This window comes from Bradyrhizobium guangxiense (assembly GCF_004114915.1).
In the GTDB taxonomy this organism is placed as follows: domain Bacteria; phylum Pseudomonadota; class Alphaproteobacteria; order Rhizobiales; family Xanthobacteraceae; genus Bradyrhizobium; species Bradyrhizobium guangxiense.
This window is the reverse complement of record NZ_CP022219.1, coordinates 3,971,505-3,995,168: the sequence shown is the minus strand read 5'-3', so window position 1 is coordinate 3,995,168 and position 23,664 is coordinate 3,971,505. Positions and strand designations below refer to the sequence as shown.

The following is a 23,664-nucleotide window of genomic DNA, read 5'->3' as shown; positions in this document are numbered from 1 at the left end:
CGCTCGATCTTGACCTTTGGTCCCAACCGCAGTAGATAGCCCGCACTCGCAGCCGGCCCGTTAGACGCGGATCTCCGGCGCGGCTTTGAAATCCCCGAACAATCGAGCCCGGTTTCCGGCTCATCCTTCGAGACAGAGGGTTGGGCCAACGGCGGCTGTTCGGATCCCCGAAATTCAGTTGCGTCTGTCGACGGACGCTGGACCCTAGACGATGGCAGTCAGCCCGTTCAAGTTCTTGCAGGAAGTGCGCTCGGAGACCGCCAAGGTTACCTGGCCGACCCGCCGCGAGACCACGATCACCACCATCATGGTGTTCGTCATGGTCGCCGTGGCCTCGATCTTCTTCTTCGCCGCCGACCAGATCATCCGCTACCTCATCACCTTCCTTCTGGGCATTCACTGATGGCAACAGCAACCGCTCAACTGTCTGACAAGCGCTGGTACATCGTCCACGCCTATTCGAACTTCGAGAAGAAGGTCGCCGAATCGATCCGCGAGCAGGCCAAGCAGCGCGGGCTCGAGGAGCTGTTCGAGCTGGTGCTGGTGCCGACCGAGAAGGTCACGGAAGTGCGCCGCGGCCGCAAGATCGACGCCGAGCGCAAGTTCTTCCCGGGCTACGTGCTGGTGAAGATGAAGCTGACCGACGAGGCGTTTCATCTGATCAAGAACACGCCGAAGGTCACGGGCTTCCTCGGCGCCGAGAACAAGCCGATGCCGATCTCGGAAGCCGAGGCCATGCGGATCCTGCACCAGGTGCAGGAGGGCGTGGAACGGCCGAAGGCGTCGGTGTCGTTCGAGATCGGCGAGAACGTGCGCGTGGCCGATGGCCCGTTCGCCTCGTTCTCGGGTGTGGTCGAGGAAATCGACGAGGCGCGTTCGCGCGTAAAGGTCGCGGTGTCGATCTTCGGCCGCGCCACGCCGGTCGAACTGGAATTCGGTCAGGTCGAGAAGGTCTGATCGGGTCGCGCGCGGAGCCGCAACGCTTCGCGCAAAGAGAGGCCGTGGGAGGACGAGGGCGGTTGCCAGCCGCCCGTTGATCCCGACCACGAACCTGAAACCGCCGGCGACATGCCGGCACAACAGGAGTGATACATGGCAAAGAAAGTGACCGGATACCTGAAGCTTCAGGTCCCGGCCGGTGCGGCGAATCCTTCGCCCCCGATCGGTCCCGCGCTCGGTCAGCGCGGTCTCAACATCATGGAGTTCTGCAAAGCGTTCAACGCCCAGACCCAGAAGGAAGAGAAGAACACCCCGATCCCGGTGATCATCACCATCTATGCGGACCGTTCCTTCACCTTCGAGATGAAGACGCCGCCGATGTCCTACTTCCTCAAGCAGGCCGCCAAGATCCAGTCCGGCTCGAAGGCGCCGGGCCGCGACAAGGCCGGCAAGGTGACCAAGGCGCAGGTGCGCGAGATCGCCGAGAAGAAGATGAAGGACTTGAATTGCGACACCATCGAATCGGCCATGAAGATGGTCGAGGGCTCCGCCCGTTCGATGGGTCTGGAAGTTGCGGGGTAAGCGGTCATGGCAATCGGAAAGCGTCTGAACAAAGCCCGCGAAGGCATTGACCGCGAAAAGCTTTACCCGCTCGCGGACGCCATCAAGATGGTCAAGGAACGCGCCAAGGCGAAGTTCGACGAGACCATCGAGGTTGCGATCAATCTCGGCGTCGATCCGCGTCACGCCGACCAGATGGTCCGCGGCGTCGTGACCCTGCCGAACGGCACCGGCCGTACCCTCCGCGTCGGCGTGTTCGCCCGCGGCGCCAAGGCCGATGAGGCCAGGGCCGCCGGTGCCGACGTCGTCGGCGCCGAGGATCTGGTCGAGAAGGTGCAGAACGGCTCGATCGATTTCGACCGCTGCATCGCCACCCCCGACATGATGCCGCTGGTCGGCCGTCTCGGTAAGGTGCTCGGCCCGCGCGGCCTGATGCCGAACCCGAAGATCGGCACCGTGACCATGGACGTCACCGGTGCGGTGAAGGGTGCCAAGGGCGGCTCGGTCGAGTTCCGCGTCGAGAAGGCCGGCATCCTGCAGGCCGGCGTCGGCAAGGCCTCGTTCTCCGAAGAGAAGCTGGTCGAGAACATCAAGGCTCTGGCCGATGCCGTCTCGAAGGCAAAGCCGGCCGGTTCCAAGGGCACCTACATCCAGCGCGTTGCGGTGTCCTCGACGATGGGCCCCGGCGTGAAGGTCGAGCCGGGCACCATTCTCGGCTGAGGTTTGGAAATTGCATGAGGCGAGGGGCGGAATCGGGCAACCGATTCCGCCCCTCGTCGTTTGTGGCGGCGCTTACCGGAAACAAGAACAATGGCTGACAAGGTCCTGATCTATTCGCGCTTTCCCAAGACCATGATGGCGCGCTTCGCCGAGCGCTTCGAATTGCTCGACACCGGCGGCAAGCCGGCGCGAGACGTGTTTCCTGCCGACGAGCTCGGCGGCATCCGTGCGCTGCTGACTGCCGGCGGCTCGCCGCTCGGTGCCGAGGCGATGGACATGTTTCCGAAGCTCGGCGCCGTCGTCTGCTACGGCACCGGCTATGACGGCGTCGACCTCAAGGCCGCCGCCGCCCGCAACATCGCGGTCGGCCACAGTCCGGGCGCCAACGCCGCCTCGGTCGCCGATATGGCGATGACGCTGATGCTGGCGACGACGCGGCGGCTCCTGGTTGCCGACCAATATGTCCGCAGCGGCGATTGGGCGGCGTCGAAGCCGTCGCCGATGATGCGGCCACAGGCCGGCATGCCCGGCCGCCGCATTGGCGTCTACGGCATGGGCGAAATCGGCCGCAAGATCGCTGCCCGCTGCGCTGCCTTCGAGAGCGAAATCGGCTATTTCAGCCGCACCAGATACGATCTGCCCTATCAATATTTTCCGTCGCTGGAGGCGCTGGCCGAGTGGTGCAGCGTGCTGATGATCGCGGTCCGGGCAGGGGCCGACACCCAGCATGTCGTCAATGCCGACATCCTTGGGCGTCTCGGCGCGGACGGCTATGTCGTCAACATTTCCCGCGGATCGGTGATCGACCAGAATGCGCTCGTGGCGGCCCTGACCGACAAGGCCATCGCCGGCGCCGGCCTCGACGTCTTCGAGCAGGAACCGCACGCCCCCGACGCCCTGACCGCGCTGCCGAACGTGGTGTTTGCGCCCCATATCGGCGGCCACACCCTCGAATCGCATGTCGCCATGCAAGCCTGCGTCCTGGCGAACCTGACCGCGTTCTTCGAGGGCAAACCGCTGCCCCATGCGGTCAAAATGGCCTGAACCGGCCCTTGTCGGCCGCCTCACGCCCGGCCGGCAACGGATTGGAACTGGTGTGAAATTTGCTCTTGGCAAGCGGGCCCGGAGCGGTTAAAGAACCGCCTCCGGACGTGCCGGCCTCGGCTGGCGCGTTCGTGCACGCATTCCGAAAACCCGACACGACAGGAGCTCATTCCTTTTCAGGACGTCCGCAAGGATTTGCCCGAAAAGGAAGGAAAATCCGTCGGTTGGTGGGATGCGGGCAGGGGTCGGGCGGTTCGCCGGCTGACCTTGTCCTGTCCAAGACTGCAGGCGCCCGCGAGGAATTTCTATTTCTCAACGGCTTAATCGCATGGCCTGCATAGACGGGTGAAGACCGGATTTGACTTCGCGCCCAGCTTTAAGGGCTGGTTCGCGAAACGGGTTTGGTTCGGACCTCGACACGCCGTGGGCCCTTGGGCTCCCGGAGGGCAGGCTTTGAATTGTCGTTTTGCCCGGCGTGTCCGTGGGGTTTCGCCCCGAGGTTCAGGTTTGGGTGGGACGATGGGTGCAACCCGGCGGTCCCGCTTTTCGCGATGACCGCCAACCGGAGAGAGCTTGCTGTGGAACGAGCGGCAAAAAAGGAGGCGGTCGAACAGCTCAACGAGGTCTTCAAGACCACGAGCGTCGCGATCGTTGCTCAATATTCCGGCCTGACCGTTGCCCAGATGCAGACCCTGCGCAAGCAGATGAAGCAGGCTGGCGCCTCGGTGAAGGTCTCGAAGAACCGTCTCGCCAAAATTGCTCTTGAAGGCACTGACGTCGTTGCCATCGGCCCCATGCTGAAGGGGCCGACCGTGATCGCCACCTCGAACGATCCGGTAGCGGCGCCAAAGGTCGCCATCGAATTCGCCAAGGCGAACGAAAAGTTCGTCATCGTCGGCGGTTCGATGGGTAAGACCGTCCTGAATGTCGACGGCGTGAAGGCGCTTGCCTCGCTGCCGTCGCTGGACGAACTGCGCGGCAAGATCGTCGGCCTCATCGTGGCCCCGGCGACCAAGCTGGCCCAGCTCGCCAACGCGCCCGCGGGCAAGCTCGCGCGCGTCATCCAGGCTCATGCCTCAAAGGGCGAAGCGGCCTGACGCCCTTCGCAAAACTCAAACCCGAACCAGACTTACACCTAAGGAAACTGAACAATGGCTGACTTGCAGAAGATCGTTGACGCCCTCTCGAGCCTCACCGTGCTCGAAGCTGCCGAACTGGCGAAGCTCCTCGAAGAGAAGTGGGGCGTTTCGGCTGCCGCGGCCGTCGCCGTGGCCGGCCCGGCTGCTGGTGGCGGCGCTGCCGCTCCGGCGGAAGAGAAGACCGAGTTCACGGTCGTTCTCGCCAGCGCCGGCGACAAGAAGATCGAGGTCATCAAGGAAGTCCGCGCCATCACCGGTCTCGGCCTGAAGGAAGCAAAGGACCTCGTCGAGGGTGCTCCGAAGCCGCTGAAGGAAGGCGTGAACAAAGAAGAAGCCGACAAGATCAAGGCCCAGCTCGAGAAGGCTGGCGCCAAGGTCGAGCTGAAGTAACGCAAGTTACTTCGGCGAAATCCCCGGCTCGCGCAGCGAGACCGGGGATCGCGTCCCAGGATCATCATGGCGGGTCAAGCCCGGCCATGATGATCGGAAAGACCGGGACTGGATGCAAAAGGCGTGCGACGGATCGTCCCGACGCGGGCCGAACACGAAAAAGTGTGGGGATTTGAGGGTTCGACCCTCGAATCTGCACTATTGTCGCCCCATATCGGGTCGGCAGCACGAAAGCGCGGTGGGCAGGGAGGCCGGATTTCCCTGTAAGCCGTTGGGAGAGCAGGCTATTTCGGGCTTTTGCAGTCCGTGAAGACGATCGTTGTGACGGGCGGGCGCGCACCAGCGCCCCGCGCGTCGTTTTGCGTTTTGAAGGTCTGAAGAACAGATTCAGGACATTCTAGCCTGAAACTGAGTCTGCGGCCCCCAAAACGGGTTCGAAAAATTCAACCCGGGGAGCGGTGGCAGCCGCGTCCTGGACGGCGCGCCCAGAGCGGGCGACGAAAATGAGAGGCCACGATGGCGCAGCAGACATTCACCGGTCGCAAACGCGTTCGCAAGTTCTTCGGACACATCAAGGAAGTCGCCGAGATGCCGAACCTCATCGAGGTTCAGAAGGCGTCCTATGACCAGTTCCTGATGGTTGACGAACCCCAGGGTGGCCGTCTCGACGAGGGTCTGCAGGCGGTGTTCCGCTCGGTGTTTCCGATCTCCGACTTCTCGGGCACCTCGATGCTGGAGTTCGTCCGCTACGAGTTCGAGCAGCCGAAATACGACGTCGACGAGTGCCGTCAGCGCGGCATGACCTTCGCGGCTCCCCTCAAGGTGACGCTGCGCCTCATCGTGTTCGATATCGACGAGGAAACCGGCGCGAAGTCGGTGAAGGACATCAAGGAGCAGGACGTCTACATGGGCGACATCCCGCTCATGACGATGAACGGCACCTTCATCGTGAACGGCACCGAGCGCGTCATCGTCTCGCAGATGCACCGCTCGCCCGGCGTGTTCTTCGACCACGACAAGGGCAAGACCCATTCCTCGGGCAAGCTGCTGTTCGCCGCCCGCGTCATCCCGTATCGCGGCTCCTGGCTCGACATCGAGTTCGACGCCAAGGACATCGTCTATGCGCGTATCGACCGTCGCCGCAAGATTCCGGTGACGTCGCTGATGTTCGCGCTCGGGCTCGATGGCGAAGCGATCCTGTCCACGTTCTACAAGAAGATCCTCTACAAGCGGACCAAGGAAGGCTGGCGCGTTCCGTTCGACGCCAACCGTTTCCGCGGCTACTCGACCGTCAACGACCTGATCGACGCCGATACCGGCAAGGTCGTGCTCGAGGCCGGCAAGAAGCTCACCGTCCGTGCCGCCCGCCAGCTCCAGGAGAAGGGGCTGAAGGCGCTGCGCATGGCTGACGAAGAGCTGGTGGGCAACTATGTCGCCGAGGACCTCGTCAACCCGAAGACCGGTGAGATCCATGCCGAAGCCGGCGAGGAGATCACCGACAAGCTGATGAAGGCGCTCAACGAGCAGGGCTACAAGGAACTGCCGTTGCTCGACATCGACCACGTCAATGTCGGCCCCTACATCCGCAACACGCTCTCGGCCGACAAGAACATGACGCGCGAGGACGCGTTGTTCGACATCTACCGCGTGATGCGTCCGGGCGAGCCGCCGACGCTGGATTCGGCGCAGGCCATGTTCCAGTCGCTGTTCTTCGACGCCGAGCGCTACGACCTCTCCGCGGTCGGCCGCGTCAAGATGAACATGCGCCTCGACCTCGATGCGCCCGACACCCAGCGCACGCTGCGCAAAGAGGACATCCTCTCCGTCATCAAGACGCTGGTGGACCTGCGCGACGGCAAGGGCGAGATCGACGACATCGACCATCTCGGCAACCGCCGTGTGCGCTCGGTCGGCGAGCTCATGGAGAACCAGTACCGCATCGGCCTGTTGCGTATGGAGCGCGCGATCAAGGAGCGCATGTCCTCGGTCGACATCGACACGGTCATGCCGCAGGACCTGATCAACGCGAAGCCTGCAGCTGCCGCCGTGCGCGAGTTCTTCGGCTCCTCGCAGCTCTCGCAGTTCATGGACCAGACCAATCCGCTCTCGGAGATCACCCACAAGCGCCGCCTGTCGGCACTTGGACCGGGCGGTCTGACCCGCGAGCGCGCCGGCTTCGAGGTCCGCGACGTGCATCCGACGCATTACGGCCGCATCTGCCCGATCGAGACGCCGGAAGGTCCGAACATCGGCCTGATCAACTCGCTCGCGACCTTCGCGCGCGTGAACAAGTACGGCTTCGTCGAGACGCCGTACCGCAAGGTCAAGGACGGCCGCGTCACCGACGAGGTCGTGTACCTTTCGGCGATGGAAGAGGGCCGCTACACGGTCGCGCAGGCCAACGTCCCGCTCGACCCGAAGGGCCGCTTCACCGAAGACCTCGTGGTCTGCCGTCATGCCGGCGAAGTCTTGCCGGTGACGCCGGACAAGGTCGACTACATGGACGTGTCGCCGAAGCAGCTCGTTTCGGTCGCCGCGGCGCTGATCCCGTTCCTCGAGAACGACGACGCCAACCGCGCGCTGATGGGCTCGAACATGCAGCGCCAGGCGGTGCCGCTGGTTCGCGCCGAGGCGCCGTTCGTCGGCACGGGCATGGAAGGCGTGGTTGCGCGTGACTCGGGCGCCGCGATCGCGGCGCGCCGTTCGGGCGTGATCGACCAGATCGACGCCACCCGCGTCGTCATCCGCGCCACGGAAGATCTCGATCCGACCAAGTCGGGCGTCGATATCTACCGTCTGATGAAGTACCAGCGCTCCAACCAGTCGACCTGCATCAACCAGCGTCCGCTGGTGAAGGTCGGCGACATCGTCAAGAAGGGCGACATCATCGCCGACGGTCCGTCGACCGATCTCGGTGAGCTCGCTCTGGGGCGGAACGTGCTGGTCGCTTTCATGCCGTGGAACGGCTACAACTTCGAAGACTCGATCCTGCTCTCCGAGCGGATCGTGAAGGAAGACGTCTTCACCTCGATCCACATCGAGGAATTCGAGGTGATGGCCCGCGACACCAAGCTCGGACCGGAGGAAATCACCCGCGACATTCCGAACGTCTCGGAAGAAGCGCTGAAGAACCTCGACGAAGCCGGTATCGTCTACATCGGCGCGGAAGTGCGCGCCGGCGACATCCTGGTCGGCAAGATCACGCCGAAGGGCGAGAGCCCGATGACGCCGGAAGAGAAGCTGCTGCGCGCCATCTTCGGCGAAAAGGCCTCCGACGTTCGCGATACCTCGCTGCGCGTTCCTCCGGGCGTGCAGGGCACGATCGTGGAAGTGCGCGTGTTCAACCGTCACGGCGTCGACAAGGACGAGCGTGCGCTGGCGATCGAGCGGGAAGAGATCGAGCGTCTCGCCAAGGACCGCGACGACGAGCAGGCGATCCTGGACCGCAACGTTTACAACCGTCTTGCCGAGCTCCTCGAGGGGCGGCAGGGCATTGCCGGTCCCAAGGGCTTCAAGAAGGACACCAAGATCACCCGCGCGGTGCTCGAGGAGTACCCGAAGTCGCAATGGTGGCTGTTCGCTTCGCCGAACGACAAGCTGATGGCCGAGATCGAGGCCATGCGGAAGCAGTACGACGAGTCGAAGAAGGGGCTGGAACAGCGCTTCCTCGACAAGGTCGAGAAGCTTCAGCGCGGCGACGAATTGCCGCCCGGCGTGATGAAGATGGTCAAGGTCTTCGTCGCGGTGAAGCGCAAGATCCAGCCCGGCGACAAGATGGCCGGCCGCCACGGCAACAAGGGCGTGGTGTCGAAGATCGTGCCGATCGAGGACATGCCGTTCCTCGAAGACGGCACGCATGCCGACATCGTGCTCAATCCGCTGGGCGTGCCCTCGCGCATGAACGTCGGACAGATCCTCGAGACCCATCTCGGCTGGGCCTGTGCCGGCCTCGGCAAGCGTATCGGCCAGACCGTCGATGCGTACCTGTCGAAGCAGGACATCAAGCCGCTGAAGGAGACCTTGAAGAAGGTCTATGGCGAGGACGAGACGATCAAGTCGCTCAACGACAACGAACTGCTCGAGCTCGGCCATAACCTCAGCCGCGGCGTGCCGATCGCAACCCCGGTGTTCGACGGCGCCAAGGAAGCCGACATCGAGGAGATGCTGAAGCTTGCCGGTCTCGATGCGTCGGGCCAGTCGACCGTCTATGACGGCCGCACCGGCGATGCCTTCGATCGCAAGGTGACGGTGGGCTACATCTACATGCTCAAGCTGCACCATCTGGTCGACGACAAGATCCACGCGCGTTCGATCGGTCCGTACTCGCTTGTTACCCAGCAACCGCTGGGCGGCAAGGCGCAGTTCGGCGGCCAGCGTTTCGGCGAAATGGAGGTGTGGGCGCTCGAGGCTTACGGCGCGGCGTACACGCTCCAGGAGATGCTGACGGTGAAGTCGGACGACGTCGCCGGCCGTACCAAGGTGTACGAGGCGATCGTGCGCGGCGACGACACGTTCGAGGCGGGTATTCCGGAATCCTTCAACGTGCTGGTCAAGGAAATGCGCTCGCTCGGCCTCAACGTCGACCTGCACAACTCCAAGATGGGACCGGCGCCGACGTCGGAAGCGGCCGAGTAATTCGACCTGTCATGCCCGGCCTTCGCGGCCGGGCATCGGCGCCCGGCCCGAGGCCTTGAGGGCAGGGCGCCGTGCAGAAGTGATTTTCGAATTTGCGGCCGGAGGCGACCGGCACGCGAGGAGAAGACGATGAACCAAGAAATTATGAATCTCTTCAACCCGACGACGCCGGCTCAGGTCTTCGACCAGATCCGGATCTCGATCGCGTCTCCAGAGAAGATTCTGTCCTGGTCCTACGGCGAGATCAAGAAGCCGGAGACCATCAACTACCGCACCTTTAAGCCCGAGCGCGACGGCCTGTTCTGCGCCCGCATCTTCGGGCCGATCAAGGACTACGAGTGCTTGTGCGGCAAGTACAAGCGCATGAAGTACAAGGGCATCATCTGCGAGAAGTGCTCGGTCGAAGTCACGCTGTCGCGCGTTCGGCGCGAGCGCATGGGCCATATCGAGCTCGCAGCTCCCGTCGCCCACATCTGGTTCCTGAAGTCGCTGCCCTCGCGCATCGGCCTTCTGCTGGACATGACGCTGAAGGATCTCGAGCGGATCCTCTACTTCGAATATTACGTCGTGCTCGAGCCGGGTCTCACCGCGCTCAAGGACCGTCAGCTGCTGTCGGAAGACGAGTACCTGAAGGCGCAGGATGAATACGGCCAGGATAGCTTCACCGCCATGATCGGCGCCGAGGCGATCCGCGAGCTGCTCAAGGGCATGGACCTCGAGAAGCTGGAGGCCTCGCTTCGCGTCGAGATGCAGGAGACCGACTCCGACATCAAGCACAAGAAGCTCGCCAAGCGCCTGAAGATCGTGGAAGCGTTCCGCCACTCCGGCAACAAGCCGGAATGGATGATCATGACCGTGGTTCCGGTGATTCCGCCGGACCTACGTCCGCTGGTGCCGCTGGACGGCGGCCGCTTCGCGACCTCGGACCTCAACGACCTCTATCGCCGCGTCATCAACCGCAACAACCGCTTGAAGCGGCTGATGGAGCTGCGCGCGCCCGACATCATCATCCGCAACGAGAAGCGCATGCTTCAGGAAGCGGTCGATGCGCTGTTCGACAACGGCCGCCGCGGCCGCGTCATCACGGGCGCCAACAAGCGCCCGCTGAAGTCGCTCGCCGACATGCTCAAGGGCAAGCAGGGCCGCTTCCGTCAGAACCTGCTCGGCAAGCGCGTCGACTATTCGGGCCGTTCGGTGATCGTGGTCGGTCCCGAGCTGCGCCTGCATCAGTGCGGCCTGCCGAAGAAGATGGCGCTCGAGCTGTTCAAGCCGTTCATCTACTCGCGGCTGGACGCCAAGGGCCTGTCCACCACCGTGAAGCAGGCGAAGAAGCTGGTCGAGAAGGAGCGGCCCGAGGTCTGGGATATCCTGGATGAGGTCATCCGCGAGCATCCGGTGCTGCTCAACCGCGCACCGACGCTGCACCGCCTCGGCATCCAGGCGTTCGAGCCCGTGCTGATCGAGGGCAAGGCGATCCAGCTGCACCCGTTGGTCTGCTCGGCGTTCAACGCCGACTTCGACGGCGACCAGATGGCCGTGCATGTCCCGCTGTCGCTCGAAGCGCAGCTGGAAGCGCGCGTCCTGATGATGTCGACCAACAACATCCTGCATCCGGCCAACGGTCAGCCGATCATCGTACCGTCGCAGGACATCGTGCTCGGTCTCTACTACGTCTCGATCATGCGCGAAGGCCTGCCCGGCGAGGGCAAGGTGTTCGGCGACATGGCCGAGCTCGAGCATGCCCTGCACGCGAAGGTCATCCACCTCCACACCAAGATCAAGTATCGGTGGGAAGGCATGGACGAGACCGGCAAGGTCTCCAAGCGCTGGATCGAGACCACCGCCGGACGCGTCATGCTCGGCAATCTGCTGCCGAAGAACCCGCGGGTCACGTACGAGATCATCAACAAGCTGATGACCAAGCGCGAGATCTCGGGCGTCATCGACCAGGTCTATCGCCACTGCGGCCAGAAGGAGACGGTGATCTTCTGCGACCGCATCATGGCGCTCGGCTTTTACAACGCGTTCAAGGCCGGCATCTCGTTCGGCAAGGACGACATGGTCGTGCCGCACGGCAAGTGGAAGATCGTCGACACCACCCGTACGCTGGCGAAGGATTTCGAGCAGCAGTACAACGACGGCCTGATCACCCATGGCGAGAAGTACAACAAGGTCGTCGACGCCTGGTCGAAGGCCACGGAAGAAATCGCCAAGGCGATGATGAAGGAAATCTCCGCTACCAAGAAGACGGCGAGCGGAGCCGATGCCGACATCAACTCGATCTACATGATGGCCCACTCCGGTGCCCGCGGTTCGCCGGCCCAGATGCGCCAGCTCGCCGGCATGCGCGGCCTGATGGCCAAGCCGTCGGGTGAGATCATCGAGACGCCGATCATCTCGAACTTCAAGGAAGGCCTCTCGGTGCTCGAGTACTTCAACTCGACCCACGGCGCCCGCAAGGGCCTCGCGGACACCGCGTTGAAGACCGCGAACTCGGGCTACCTGACCCGCCGTCTCGTCGACGTCGCGCAGGACTGCATCATCACGCAGAGCGACTGCGGCACCAAGCTCGGCATCAAGATGCGCGCCATCGTCGATGCGGGCACCGTCGTCGCTTCGCTCGGCTCGCGCATCCTCGGACGCACGGCCTGCGAAGACATTCGCGACAGCTCGGGCAAGGTGATCATCAAGCGCGACACGCTGATGGAAGAGAGCCATCTGGAAGCCATCCAGCAGGGTGGCGTGCAGGAGGTGAAGATCCGCTCGGCGCTAACCTGCGAGCTCGTCAACGGCATCTGCGGCAAGTGCTACGGCCGCGATCTCGCCCGCGGCACGCCGGTCAACCACGGCGAAGCGGTCGGCGTCATCGCGGCGCAGTCGATCGGCGAGCCGGGCACCCAGCTCACCATGCGCACCTTCCACATCGGCGGTGCGGCGCAGCTCAACGAGCAGTCCTTCGTCGAAGCCAATTTCGACGGCAAGGTCGTGATCAGGAACAAGGCCATCGCCCGCAACAGCGAAGGTCACCTGATCGCGATGGTGCGCAACATGGTGGTGGCGATCGTCGATGCCGACGGCACCGAGCGTGCGACGCACCGCGTCCAGTACGGCTCCCGCCTGCACGTCGACGAAGGCGACATGGTCAAGCGCGGCCAGCGCGTCGTCGAGTGGGATCCCTACACCCGTCCGCTCCTCACCGAGGTTGAAGGTACCATCGGCTTCGAGGATCTGGTCGAGGGGCAGTCGATCTCGGAAACGCTCGACGAAGCCACCGGTATCGCCAAGCGCGTGGTCATCGACTGGCGGTCGACCCGCGGCGGCTCGGACCTGCGTCCGGCCATCGTGGTCAAGGGCAAGGACGGCAAGGTGCTCAAGCTCGCCCGTGGCGGCGATGCCCGCTACATGCTGTCGGTCGACGCCATTCTCTCGGTCGACGTCGGAGCCAAGGTCAATCCGGGCGACATTCTCGCCCGTGTCTCGACCGAAAGCGCCAAGACGCGTGACATCACCGGCGGTCTGCCGCGGGTGGCGGAACTGTTCGAGGCACGGCGTCCGAAGGATGCGGCGATCATCGCCGAGATCGCGGGCACCATCCGGTTCGGGCGCGACTACAAGAACAAGCGTCGCATCTCGATGGAGCCGATGGACAAGACCGACGAGCCGCGCGAGTACCTGATCCCGAAGGGCAAGCACATCCACCTTCAGGACGGCGACGTCGTCGAAAAGGGCGACTTCATCGTCGAAGGCAACCCGGCGCCGCACGACATCCTTGCGGTCAAGGGCATCGAGGAACTCGCGGCCTATCTGGTCAACGAGATCCAGGAGGTCTACCGGCTCCAGGGCGTGCTCATCAACGACAAGCACATCGAGGTGATTGTCCGTCAGATGCTCCAGAAGGTGGAAGTCACCGACCAGGGCGACACGGACATGATCTCCGGCGAGCAGGTCGACAAGATCGAGTTCGACGCGCTGAACGAGAAGGCCAAGGAAGAAGGCAAGAAGCCCGCCACGGGAACGCCGGTTCTGCTCGGCATCACCAAGGCGAGCCTGCAGACCCGCTCGTTCTTCTCGGCGGCCTCGTTCCAGGAGACCACCCGCGTCCTCACGGAAGCGGCGGTCAACGGCAAGATCGACCCGCTCGAGGGCCTCAAGGAGAACGTCATCGTCGGCCGGCTGATCCCGGCGGGCACCGGCGCCTCCATGGCCAAGATCCGCGAAGTCGCCATGAAGCGCGACAAGCTGATTTTGGACGAGCGCGAGAAGCAGGCGGCGGTCGTGTCGCCCGCGCCGGAAGCGGAGCTTCCTGCGCTGCCGCCGGCGGAATGATCGTTCATCCGTAGGAATACCGAGGACAATGAAAAGGCCGGCGAAAGCCGGCCTTTTTGCTGCTTTCTTCGCTTGCTGCGATGCAGGATCAACCTTTGTTCATCTTTCCTTCAGGCGTAAAAGCGCTTCTGCTAGGAGAGTTTAGGCCGGTGGTCCCGAGCAGGGGGCGGACCGGGAGACCACGGAACTCACATGCTTGATCTTGCAATCGTAGGCGGCGGCCCTGGCGGGCTGATGAGCGCCTGGTATCTGAAGCGCAAGCTCGGCGATCTCTGTCGCGTCACCATCTACGAGGCCTCGGACCGGCTCCGCGGCAAGATCGTCACGCGCAAGTTCGATTCCGCGCCGGCGATCTACGAGGCCGGCGTTGCCGAGATCTACGACTACTCGATGACGGGTCCGGATCCGTTGCGCGAGCTGATCCAGCATTTCGGGCTGCAGACCATTCCGATGGACGCCGAGCAGGTGCAGCTCGGCGGCGAGCTGCTGAACGACGTTCCCGGCATGCGCCGCAGATACGGGGCCAAGACCGCGGCTGCGATCGAGGCCTTCCGCAAGCGCTGCACCGAGGTGATGTCGCCGATCGAATATTACGAGGGCGTCGGTGCGCACGACAACGAGAATCCCTGGGCCTACAAGACCGCCGAGCAGGTGCTCGACGAGGAGGTCGAGGACGAGACGGCCAAGCGCTTCTTCAAGGTGATGGCGCGCTCCGACATCGCGACCGAGAGCCACAACACCAACGGCCTCAACGCGCTCAAGAACTATCTGATGGATGTCGACGGCTATATCGGCCTCTATTCCATCCAGAACGGCAATGAGCAGCTAATCGAGTGCCTGCAGTCGGAGGTCAACGCCGACATCCAGCTCAATCACCGCGTCCTCACCGTGGGCAAGGCGCCGACCGGTCGCTACCAGCTCAAGATGATGAACGGCAAGGGACCGGAGACCCGCGACTTCGATCTCGTGCTGGTCTGCCTGCCGCATTCCTGGCTCGCTACCATGGGGTGGGAAGGCGAACAGCTGCGGAAGTCGATGGTCAAGCACGTCGCCTATTTCGACCGTCCCGCGCATTACCTGCGCGTCTCGATTCTGTTCGACACGCCGTTCTGGGGCGAGAAGATTCCCGGCGCCTGGTTCATGTCGGAAGCTTTCGGCGGCTGCTGCGTCTACAACGAGGGCGCGCGCCACGACGTCGGCAAGCACGGCGTGCTGAACTGGCTGATCCCGGGCTCCGACGCGCTGGCCTATGCTAATCTGTCGGACCAGGAGCTGATCGACGCCGCGCTGAAGTCGCTGCCGGCCTCGCTCGGCGATGCGCGCTCGCACTTCATGGAAGGCAAGATTCACCGCTGGCTGTCGTCGGTGAACGCGATCCCGGGCGGTCTGCCCGTGCGCGACGTCATGACCAATCACCGGCCGGAGCCGAAGGAGCATCCTGGCATCGTGGTGGTTGGCGACTATCTGTTCGACTCGACGCTGAACGGCCTGCTCGACTCCTCTGATGCCGCCACCGACATCATCCTGACCGAGATGATGCGCCTGCGCCGCGAACGCGCGCAGACGGACAAGCCGCTCTCCGACAAGATCGATCGCGATTATTTCGAGAATTATCGCGGCCTCGGTCCCTATCACGAGACGTGGCGCCACTTCACCGATCCCGATTATCTCACCGGGCTGCTCGGCATCGTCTGGGGCAAGACGAAGGGCGCCAAGCTGCTCGTCGCGGGCTCGGCCAGCGGCGAATTGGTCGGCGCGCTGCGCGAGCGCGGCATCGATGCCTTCGGCATCGAGAACAACCGTTCCATCCACGCCAAAACGCCGAAGGCGCTGAAGAAGTACAACAAGCTCGGTTCGATCACCGACATGCCGTTCAAGGACGGCGCGTTCGACTTCGTGTTCGAGACCAGCCTCTGCCACGTTTCCCCGAAGCAGGTGGTGCGTGCGATCCGTGAGCTCAACCGCGTGGTCAAGACCGGCCTCGTGTTCGGCTCGATTACCTCGGACATGGCTCCGGCTCTGATCGATCGCTACGACCTGCTGCGCGGCGTCAAGAAGCTCGGCACCTGGTGGGAATGGTCCGAGCTGTTCTTCGGCAACGGTTTCGACCTGTCGATGCACCGCAAGGATTGCACCGATGCGCTCTGGGAGGCGACGCTCGCCGCCAACAAGGGGCCAGGGCAGTGGTACGCCGACGCCGACAGTCTGCGCTATTCCTTCTTCGACAAGGTCGAGGACGAGGACTAGCCGCGGGGGCGCGCGTCGAATTCGCCAATTGTTTTGCTGAATTCATCCTGATCGCATAGAATCGGTTCAATAGCGGTTGCCGCTATATCCTGCTTTCTCTGCGGTCATGCCGGCCGTCAGCATCGGTTGGTTTCATGGCATCCAAGCCTCTCGCTCCCGACGACAAGCCTCTCTCGCCCGACAAACAGAAGCGCGCCGCGGCAGAGGCCGCCGAGCTCGACGACAAGCTCGCCGCTTCTGCCGAGCCGGACCTCGAAGATGACGAAGAGGACGGCGAAGACGAGCTGGAACTCGACGACGACGACGAAGACGAAGATCTCGTCGTCTTCACCGCGCGGGAAGCTGCCGGCGCGCTCGCGACCATCGTCGGCTTCGTCAAGCCTTTCGTGTCGAACTACAAGCGGATGCTGTCGTTCGTCGCGTTCGGCGTCTTCGTCGAGACGCTGTTCAACGTCATCATGCCGCTCAGCCTCAAGTTCCTGATCGACGACGCGCTCGGCGAAGAGGACTTCCAGGCGCTGTACAAGATCCTCGGCGTGCTCGCCGTCGCCGGCATCTTCACCTCGATCATCGCTGTCTGGTACGAGCGCTGGGATGCGCGGCTGGCGGCCTGCATCATCTCCGACGTCCGCAAGCGCCTGTTCGAGCACGTCCAAGACCTGCCGGCGGCCTATTTCGGCCGCACCAAGCGCGGTGAGATTCTGTCGCGCTTTTCGGTCGACCTCTCGGCCTTCGAAGGCTCGGTGAAGACCTTCGCCAACAGTGCCGCGCTGCCGTTTCTGGAACTGGTCGCCGGCATCATCCTGATGGTGTTCCTGAACTGGCAGCTCGCGGTGGTTGCGCTGCTGGTGTTTCCGATCACGCTGATCGGCCCGCGGATCCTGACGCCCAAGGCGGTGCAGGCCAATTACGAGCAGAAGCTGAACGAGAGCGCGCTGCTCGGCATGGTGCAGGAGAACGTGGCGGCGCAGGCGGTGATCAAGGCATTCAGCCTGCAGCGCAAGATGTTCGGCTTCTTCACCTTCCGCAACGACGAGACCCGCAACAAGATCGCCTCGGCCGCGTTCCTGTCGACCATGGTGGAGCGGACGGTCACCATCTCGGTCTTGATGCTGCACCTCGTGGTGCTCGCGATCGGCGCGTATCTGGCGACCAAGGGCCAGATCACCATCGGCACCTTCGTCACCTTCGAGAGCGCGTTCTGGGAGGTCTCCTACAACATCGCCCACGTCATGCATTTCATCCCGGTGTCGATCTCCTCGGCCGCCGCGATCCGCCACATCCAGGAGCTGCTGGACGAACCGACCCGCGGCGCCGATCGCCCCGGCGCGCCCGATCTGCCGCGCATCACCAACGACATCACCTTCGACCACGTCACCTTCCAGTACGAGGGCAGCCAGACGCCAGTGCTGGACAATCTCAGTCTCAAGCTGAACGCGGGCAAGCGCATCGCGATCGTCGGCCCGAGCGGCTCCGGCAAGAGCACGTTGCTCAACCTGATCCTGCGGCTCTATGTGCCCGACGAGGGGCGCGTCACTATCGACGGCGTCGACGTCCGCAAGGTGACGCTGGATTCGTTGCGCCGGAGCATGGCGGTGGTGTTCCAGGAGAACATGCTGTTCAACATGTCGATCCGGGAGAACATCCGGCTCGGCAAGGAGGGCGCGACCGACGAGGAGGTGGAGGAGGCGGCCAAGAAGGCCGAGATCCACCGCTTCATCATGAGCCTGCCGCAGCGCTACGACACCCCGGTCGGCGAGCGCGGCGACACCCTGTCGGGCGGCCAGCGCCAACGCATCGCGATCGCGCGCGCGATCATCCGCAACCCCTCGGTGCTGCTCCTGGACGAAGCCACCTCCGCACTCGACCAGACCACGGAAGCCGCGATCAACCGCACGCTGCTCAAGGTCGCCAAGGGCCGCACCATGATCTGGTCGACCCACCGTCTGACGTCGGTGGTGGAGATGGACGAGATCATCGTGATTTCCGGGGGCAGGGCGATCGAACGCGGCTCGCACGCCCAACTGCTGGCCAAGAACGGGACCTATCGCAAGCTCTGGAACGACCAGATCCACCAGCCGCACGGCGCGGCGGCTCATGCCGACGACAGAGACGAGGACGACGAAGACGATCTCGAGGATGACGAGGATGACGACGAGGAGTGATCGGGCTCGCAGCGAGTCCGCGATTCCGGCCGTCGGCATGCCTGCGGGCCGAACCTGACGGCGAGGGCCTCGATTCGAATCCGCGAGATCGGATGGCTCTCAGCAGACTGGCCTGGCCGTCGAAAAGCTCGTGCGCCCGACACTGCCGGCGTCAGTCGAGCGGACCACCCGATGCCGAGCATGGCGATGTTCGTCGCGGATTGCTGCGGAATCGAGAGATTAACGCGCCTTAACGCATTACGAGCGCAAAAGCCCCTCGTTTTGGGTCATAAAGTTCCTTTTTATCCGGATATAAATGATCTGCAGGCTGGCGAATTGGAGACTTCGGTCCCATATCAGGGCGGCACGTCGAGGGCGGCAAACAGCGATTTTGACAGGCCCCTGAAGCGCTTTGTGGCTGTCGTTTCGCCTTGACTTGAGCGATTCTCACTTATAGAAAGCGCCTCACTTAACGACAGGCGGTGAGCATCGCCAGCGTCGGAACGGGCCACCCGTTAGACCCCGAAGGACCTGGATCCCTTGGGGTCGCTCAAGGCGGGCACCAACCTCGACGAATGCCGCTCAAACGCTGTCGATCATAGCTAGGCAATGCCAGTGCGACTTTAGTTCTCTTGAGCACGTTCTCTTGAGACCGAATTCGGATGCATGACCTCAGTGCGCGGGCCGCGGCTTTACGCCGATCGGCCCAGATACTGCGGTCCTCTGTGGCGTCGAAGCGCTTTCCGCTCGTTGATGGAGCGGTTGGCGCAATTTCGCTTTGTGCGGATTGTTCCGCGAAGGCGGCCTCGTCGGGCGGGTGGCTCGAAAGAATTTGCAGTCCCGGTAACGGGCTGCGGCAAGACAGTGGATCCGGAAGGATCTGCGACAGAACAAAGGGTAAGGCCAGGATGCCGACGATCAACCAGCTGATCGCTCAACCGCGTGAAGTGCAGAAGTCGCGCAAGAAGGTGCCGGCGCTGCAGCAGTCGCCGCAGAAGCGTGGTGTTTGCACCCGCGTCTACACCACGACCCCGAAGAAGCCGAACTCGGCGCTTCGTAAGGTCGCCAAGGTGCGCCTGACCAACGGTTTCGAGGTGATCGGCTACATCCCCGGCGAGGGCCATAACCTTCAGGAGCACTCGGTCGTCATGATCCGCGGCGGCCGCGTCAAGGACTTGCCCGGCGTGCGCTACCACATCCTCCGCGGCGTTCTGGATACCCAGGGCGTCAAGAACCGTAAGCAGCGTCGTTCGAAGTACGGCGCGAAGCGTCCGAAGTAAGCGGGAACCAGCTCCATGTCTCGTCGCCACTCAGCGGAAAAGCGCGAAGTCCTTCCCGATCCGAAGTTCGGGAACATCATCGTCACGAAGTTCATGAACTCGGTGATGTACGCCGGTAAGAAGTCTGTCGCGGAAGGCATCGTCTATGGTGCGTTCGGCATCATCGAAGCCAAGACCAAGCAGAACCCGCTCGGCGTGTTCGAGCAGGCGCTCGAGAACGTCATGCCGACGATCGAGGTTCGCCCCCGCCGCGTCGGCGGCGCGACCTACCAGGTTCCGGTCGAGGTTCGCTCTCCCCGCCGGCAGGCGCTGGGCATCCGCTGGCTGATCTCGGCTGCGCGTGAGCGCAACGAGAAGACCATGACCGAGCGGCTCTCGGCCGAGTTGCTGGACGCATCGAACAACCGCGGGAACGCCGTCAAGAAGCGTGAAGACGTGCACAGGATGGCGGAAGCCAACCGCGCCTTCTCGCACTATCGCTGGTAACGGCGACACACTCGGACTCGCAAGGAACCACCCATGCCCCGCCAACATGCCATCGAGGACTACCGTAACTTCGGTATCATGGCGCATATCGACGCCGGCAAGACCACGACGACCGAGCGCATCCTCTATTACACCGGCAAGAGCCACAAGATCGGCGAAGTGCACGAGGGTGCCGCGACGATGGACTGGATGGAGCAGGAGCAGGAGCGTGGCATCACGATCACCTCGGCTGCGACCACCGCGTTCTGGGCCGGCAAGCGCCTGAACATCATCGACACGCCCGGCCACGTCGACTTCACCATCGAGGTGGAGCGTTCGCTGCGCGTGCTCGACGGCGCCGTCTGCGTGCTCGACTCGAACCAGGGCGTCGAGCCCCAGACCGAGACCGTCTGGCGTCAGGGCGACAAGTACAAGGTTCCGCGCATCGTCTTCGCCAACAAGATGGACAAGATCGGTGCGGATTTCTTCAAGTGCCTGTCCGACATCGTTGACCGCCTCGGCGCCAAGCCCGTCGCGATCCAGCTTCCGATCGGTGCCGAGAACAACTTCAAGGGTCTCGTCGACCTCGTGAAGATGAAGGGCGTGATCTGGAACGACGAGTCGCTCGGCGCGAAGTTCGACTATGTCGACATTCCGGAAGATCTCGTCGACCAGGCCAAGGAATACCGCGAGAAGATGGTGGAAGCCGCCGTCGAGCTCGACGACGACGCCATGGCCGCCTATCTCGACGGCAAGGAGCCGGACGAGGCGACCCTGAAGCGCCTGATCCGCAAGGCGGTTCTGACCGGTGCGTTCTATCCCGTGTTGTGCGGCTCGGCCTTCAAGAACAAGGGCGTACAGCCGCTGCTCGACGCCGTGGTTGACTACCTGCCGTCGCCGCTCGACGTGCCCGCGATCAAGGGCACCGACGACAAGGGCAACGAAGTCGTGCGCAAGGCGGACGACAAGGAGCCGCTCGCGCTGCTCGCGTTCAAGATCATGGACGACCCGTTCGTCGGCACCATCACCTTCTGCCGCATCTATTCCGGCATTCTGCAGAGCGGCACCGGTGTCGTGAACTCGACCCGCGAGAAGAAGGAGCGGATCGGGCGCATGCTGCTGATGCATGCGAACAATCGGGAGGACATCAAGGAAGCCTACGCCGGCGACATCGTCGCGCTGGCCGGCCTGAAGGAGGCGCGCACCGGTGACACGCTGTGCGATCCCGACAAGCAGGTGATCCTGGAGAAGATGGAATTCCCCGAGCCGGTCATCGAGATCGCGATCGAGCCGAAGTCCAAGGCCGACCAGGAGAAGCTGGGCGTGGCGCTGGCCAAGCTCGCCGCGGAGGATCCGTCCTTCCGCGTGTCGACCGACCACGAGTCCGGCCAGACCATCCTCAAGGGCATGGGCGAGCTCCATCTCGACATCAAGGTCGACATCCTCAAGCGCACCTACAAGGTCGATGCCAACATCGGCGCGCCGCAGGTGGCCTTCCGTGAGCGCGTCACCAAGCGGGTCGAGCACAGCTACACCCACAAGAAGCAGACCGGCGGTACCGGTCAGTTCGCGGCGGTGTCGTTCATCGTCGAGCCGAACGAGCCCGGCAAGGGCTACGAGTTCGAATCGAAGATCGTCGGCGGCGCGGTGCCGAAGGAATACATCCCCGGCGTCGAGAAGGGCCTGGAGAGCGTGCTGTCGTCCGGCGTGGTCGCGGGCTTCCCCGTGGTCGACGTCAAGGTGCAGCTCGTCGACGGCAAGTATCACGACGTCGACTCGTCGGCGCTCGCCTTCGAAATCGCATCGCGCGCCTGCTTCCGCGAAGCGCTGCAGATGGGCAAGTCCGTCCTGCTCGAGCCGATCATGAAGGTCGAGGTGGTGACCCCGGAAGACTACACCGGTTCGGTCATCGGCGACCTGAATTCGCGGCGCGGTCAGATCCAGGGTCAGGACATGCGCGGCAACGCCAACGTCATCAACGCGATGGTGCCGCTCATGAACATGTTCGGTTACGTGAACAACCTGCGCTCGATGAGCCAGGGTCGCGCGACCTTCACCATGCAGTTCGACCACTACGCAGAAGCGCCGGCCAACGTGTCGGCAGAAGTCCAGAAGAAGTTTGCCTGATTGTCGTCGGTCTCAAGCTGACGATTGAACGGAGAGTCAAATGGCCAAAGCAAAGTTTGAACGTACCAAGCCGCACTGCAACATCGGCACCATCGGTCACGTCGACCATGGTAAGACGTCGCTGACCGCGGCGATCACCAAGATCCTCGCCGAAGCCGGCGGTGCGACGTTCACCGCGTACGATCAGATCGACAAGGCGCCGGAAGAGAAGGCGCGCGGCATCACCATCTCGACCGCGCACGTCGAGTACGAGACGCCGAACCGTCACTACGCTCACGTCGACTGCCCCGGCCACGCCGACTACGTCAAGAACATGATCACCGGCGCCGCCCAGATGGACGGTGCGATCCTGGTCGTGTCGGCCGCTGACGGCCCGATGCCGCAGACCCGCGAGCACATCCTGCTCGCCCGCCAGGTCGGCGTGCCCGCTCTCGTCGTATTCCTCAACAAGTGCGACATGGTCGACGATCCGGAGCTGCTCGAGCTCGTCGAGCTCGAAGTCCGCGAGCTGCTCTCGAAGTACGACTTCCCTGGCGACAAGATCCCGATCATCAAGGGTTCGGCGCTCGCCGCTCTCGAAGATTCCGACAAGAAGCTCGGCCACGACGCCATCCTCGAGCTGATGAAGAACGTCGACGAGTACATTCCGCAGCCGGAGCGTCCGATCGACCAGCCGTTCCTGATGCCGGTTGAAGACGTGTTCTCGATCTCGGGCCGCGGCACCGTCGTGACCGGCCGCGTCGAGCGCGGCATCGTCAAGGTCGGCGAGGAAATCGAGATCGTCGGTCTGCGCGCCACGCAGAAGACCACGGTCACCGGCGTCGAAATGTTCCGCAAGCTGCTCGATCAGGGCCAGGCCGGCGACAACATCGGTGCGCTGCTCCGCGGCACCAAGCGCGAAGACGTCGAGCGCGGCCAGGTGCTGTGCAAGCCGGGTTCGGTCAAGCCGCACACCAAGTTCAAGGCTGAGGCTTACATCCTCACCAAGGAAGAGGGCGGTCGCCACACCCCGTTCTTCACCAACTACCGTCCGCAGTTCTACTTCCGCACCACCGACGTGACCGGTGTTGTGCACCTGCCGGAAGGCACCGAGATGGTGATGCCGGGCGACAACATCGCGATGGAAGTGCACCTGATCGTGCCGATCGCGATGGAAGAGAAGCTCCGCTTCGCGATCCGCGAAGGCGGCCGCACCGTCGGCGCCGGCGTCGTCGCCTCGATCATCGAGTAATTACGAGAATAGGGACGGCGAGTAGCGAATGGTGACATTCGCTATTCGCTATTCGCCACCCACTGAAGAGAGACCACGGCAATGAACGGCCAAAACATTCGTATCCGTCTCAAGGCGTTCGACCATCGTATCCTCGATACGTCGACCCGCGAGATCGTGAACACGGCGAAGCGCACCGGCGCGCAGGTCCGCGGACCCATTCCGCTGCCCACCCGCATCGAGAAGTTCACCGTCAACCGTTCGCCCCACGTCGACAAGAAGAGCCGCGAACAGTTCGAGATGCGCACTCACAAGCGCCTGCTCGACATCGTCGATCCGACCCCGCAGACCGTCGATGCTTTGATGAAGCTCGACCTGGCCGCCGGTGTCGACGTCGAGATCAAGCTCTAAGATTTTGGATCCCGTTCGCGTAAGCG

General features: G+C 63.3%; 16 protein-coding genes. All 16 read left to right on the top strand.

Translation table 11 applies throughout. The features are described 5' to 3' along the window. Positions 1–211: 211 nt before the first annotated feature. The 16 genes from secE to rpsJ all read left to right on the top strand — a co-directional run bounded on the left by secE (position 212) and on the right by rpsJ (position 23,638). A complete protein-coding gene (gene secE / locus X268_RS19085) occupies positions 212–403 on the top strand; it encodes a preprotein translocase subunit SecE (RefSeq protein WP_007611620.1) in 192 nt (63 codons plus the stop codon). Next, complete coding sequence (gene nusG, locus X268_RS19080; protein WP_007602985.1) at positions 403–957, top strand: transcription termination/antitermination protein NusG; 555 nt, start codon at positions 403–405, stop codon at positions 955–957. The genes secE and nusG overlap by 1 nt, the downstream gene beginning before the upstream one ends. A 135-nt stretch (positions 958–1,092) precedes the next feature. Continuing rightward, positions 1,093–1,521, top strand: coding sequence for a 50S ribosomal protein L11 (gene rplK / locus X268_RS19075; RefSeq protein ID WP_011088164.1), 429 nt, complete (start codon positions 1,093–1,095; stop codon positions 1,519–1,521). A gap of 6 nt (positions 1,522–1,527) precedes the next feature. After that, positions 1,528–2,220, top strand: a complete 693-nt coding sequence (gene rplA, locus X268_RS19070) for a 50S ribosomal protein L1 (protein ID WP_128926352.1) — start codon at positions 1,528–1,530, stop codon at positions 2,218–2,220. 90 nt (positions 2,221–2,310) lie between these two features. Beyond that, positions 2,311–3,264 carry a 2-hydroxyacid dehydrogenase gene (locus X268_RS19065; RefSeq protein ID WP_128926351.1) on the top strand — a complete coding sequence of 318 codons (954 nt, stop codon included), beginning with the start codon at positions 2,311–2,313 and terminating at the stop codon, positions 3,262–3,264. 578 nt (positions 3,265–3,842) lie between these two features. Beyond that, on the top strand, positions 3,843–4,361 hold the full coding sequence (rplJ, locus tag X268_RS19060; protein WP_128926350.1) for a 50S ribosomal protein L10: 519 nt from the start codon (positions 3,843–3,845) through the stop codon (positions 4,359–4,361). A 54-nt stretch (positions 4,362–4,415) separates the two neighbouring features. Beyond that, on the top strand, positions 4,416–4,793 hold the full coding sequence (gene rplL / locus X268_RS19055; protein ID WP_128926349.1) for a 50S ribosomal protein L7/L12: 378 nt from the start codon (positions 4,416–4,418) through the stop codon (positions 4,791–4,793). 516 nt (positions 4,794–5,309) lie between these two features. After that, the gene (gene rpoB, locus X268_RS19050; RefSeq protein ID WP_128926348.1) at positions 5,310–9,428 is read left to right on the top strand and encodes a DNA-directed RNA polymerase subunit beta; all 4,119 of its coding nucleotides are present in this window, start codon (positions 5,310–5,312) and stop codon (positions 9,426–9,428) included. Positions 9,429–9,557: 129 nt separating this feature from the next. Continuing rightward, a complete protein-coding gene (gene rpoC / locus X268_RS19045; RefSeq protein ID WP_128926347.1) occupies positions 9,558–13,754 on the top strand; it encodes a DNA-directed RNA polymerase subunit beta' in 4,197 nt (1,398 codons plus the stop codon). Between the two features lie 192 nt (positions 13,755–13,946). Then, positions 13,947–16,001 (top strand): FAD-dependent oxidoreductase, encoded by a 2,055-nt coding sequence (locus X268_RS19040; protein WP_128926346.1) that lies wholly within the window; start codon positions 13,947–13,949, stop codon positions 15,999–16,001. A gap of 134 nt (positions 16,002–16,135) precedes the next feature. After that, a complete protein-coding gene (locus tag X268_RS19035) occupies positions 16,136–18,166 on the top strand; it encodes an ABC transporter ATP-binding protein (RefSeq protein WP_128926345.1) in 2,031 nt (676 codons plus the stop codon). Between the two features lie 887 nt (positions 18,167–19,053). Continuing rightward, a complete protein-coding gene (gene rpsL / locus X268_RS19030) occupies positions 19,054–19,425 on the top strand; it encodes a 30S ribosomal protein S12 (protein WP_007603006.1) in 372 nt (123 codons plus the stop codon). A 15-nt stretch (positions 19,426–19,440) separates the two neighbouring features. Then, positions 19,441–19,911, top strand: a complete 471-nt coding sequence (gene rpsG / locus X268_RS19025; RefSeq protein WP_128926344.1) for a 30S ribosomal protein S7 — start codon at positions 19,441–19,443, stop codon at positions 19,909–19,911. Positions 19,912–19,944: 33 nt separating this feature from the next. After that, on the top strand, positions 19,945–22,017 hold the full coding sequence (gene fusA / locus X268_RS19020) for an elongation factor G (RefSeq protein WP_080137240.1): 2,073 nt from the start codon (positions 19,945–19,947) through the stop codon (positions 22,015–22,017). Between the two features lie 40 nt (positions 22,018–22,057). Beyond that, the gene (gene tuf / locus X268_RS19015) at positions 22,058–23,248 is read left to right on the top strand and encodes an elongation factor Tu (RefSeq protein ID WP_128926343.1); all 1,191 of its coding nucleotides are present in this window, start codon (positions 22,058–22,060) and stop codon (positions 23,246–23,248) included. A gap of 81 nt (positions 23,249–23,329) precedes the next feature. After that, entirely contained in the window at positions 23,330–23,638 is a 309-nt protein-coding gene (gene rpsJ / locus X268_RS19010) for a 30S ribosomal protein S10 (RefSeq protein WP_002712302.1), read from the top strand. The last annotated feature ends 26 nt before the right edge of the window (positions 23,639–23,664 follow it).

Bases quoted from the DNA above. Each gene is read 5' to 3' on its own strand.
- tuf (WP_128926343.1), top strand. From the start codon at position 22,058: ATGGCCAAAGCAAAGTTTGAACGTACCAAGCCGCACTGCAACATCGGC.
- X268_RS19035 (WP_128926345.1), top strand. From the start codon at position 16,136: ATGGCATCCAAGCCTCTCGCTCCCGACGACAAGCCTCTCTCGCCCGAC.
- secE (WP_007611620.1), top strand. From the start codon at position 212: ATGGCAGTCAGCCCGTTCAAGTTCTTGCAGGAAGTGCGCTCGGAGACC.
- rpoB (WP_128926348.1), top strand. From the start codon at position 5,310: ATGGCGCAGCAGACATTCACCGGTCGCAAACGCGTTCGCAAGTTCTTC.
- rplA (WP_128926352.1), top strand. From the start codon at position 1,528: ATGGCAATCGGAAAGCGTCTGAACAAAGCCCGCGAAGGCATTGACCGC.
- rpoC (WP_128926347.1), top strand. From the start codon at position 9,558: ATGAACCAAGAAATTATGAATCTCTTCAACCCGACGACGCCGGCTCAG.
- nusG (WP_007602985.1), top strand. From the start codon at position 403: ATGGCAACAGCAACCGCTCAACTGTCTGACAAGCGCTGGTACATCGTC.
- rplK (WP_011088164.1), top strand. From the start codon at position 1,093: ATGGCAAAGAAAGTGACCGGATACCTGAAGCTTCAGGTCCCGGCCGGT.
- rplL (WP_128926349.1), top strand. From the start codon at position 4,416: ATGGCTGACTTGCAGAAGATCGTTGACGCCCTCTCGAGCCTCACCGTG.
- X268_RS19040 (WP_128926346.1), top strand. From the start codon at position 13,947: ATGCTTGATCTTGCAATCGTAGGCGGCGGCCCTGGCGGGCTGATGAGC.
- rpsG (WP_128926344.1), top strand. From the start codon at position 19,441: ATGTCTCGTCGCCACTCAGCGGAAAAGCGCGAAGTCCTTCCCGATCCG.
- X268_RS19065 (WP_128926351.1), top strand. From the start codon at position 2,311: ATGGCTGACAAGGTCCTGATCTATTCGCGCTTTCCCAAGACCATGATG.
- fusA (WP_080137240.1), top strand. From the start codon at position 19,945: ATGCCCCGCCAACATGCCATCGAGGACTACCGTAACTTCGGTATCATG.
- rpsL (WP_007603006.1), top strand. From the start codon at position 19,054: ATGCCGACGATCAACCAGCTGATCGCTCAACCGCGTGAAGTGCAGAAG.
- rpsJ (WP_002712302.1), top strand. From the start codon at position 23,330: ATGAACGGCCAAAACATTCGTATCCGTCTCAAGGCGTTCGACCATCGT.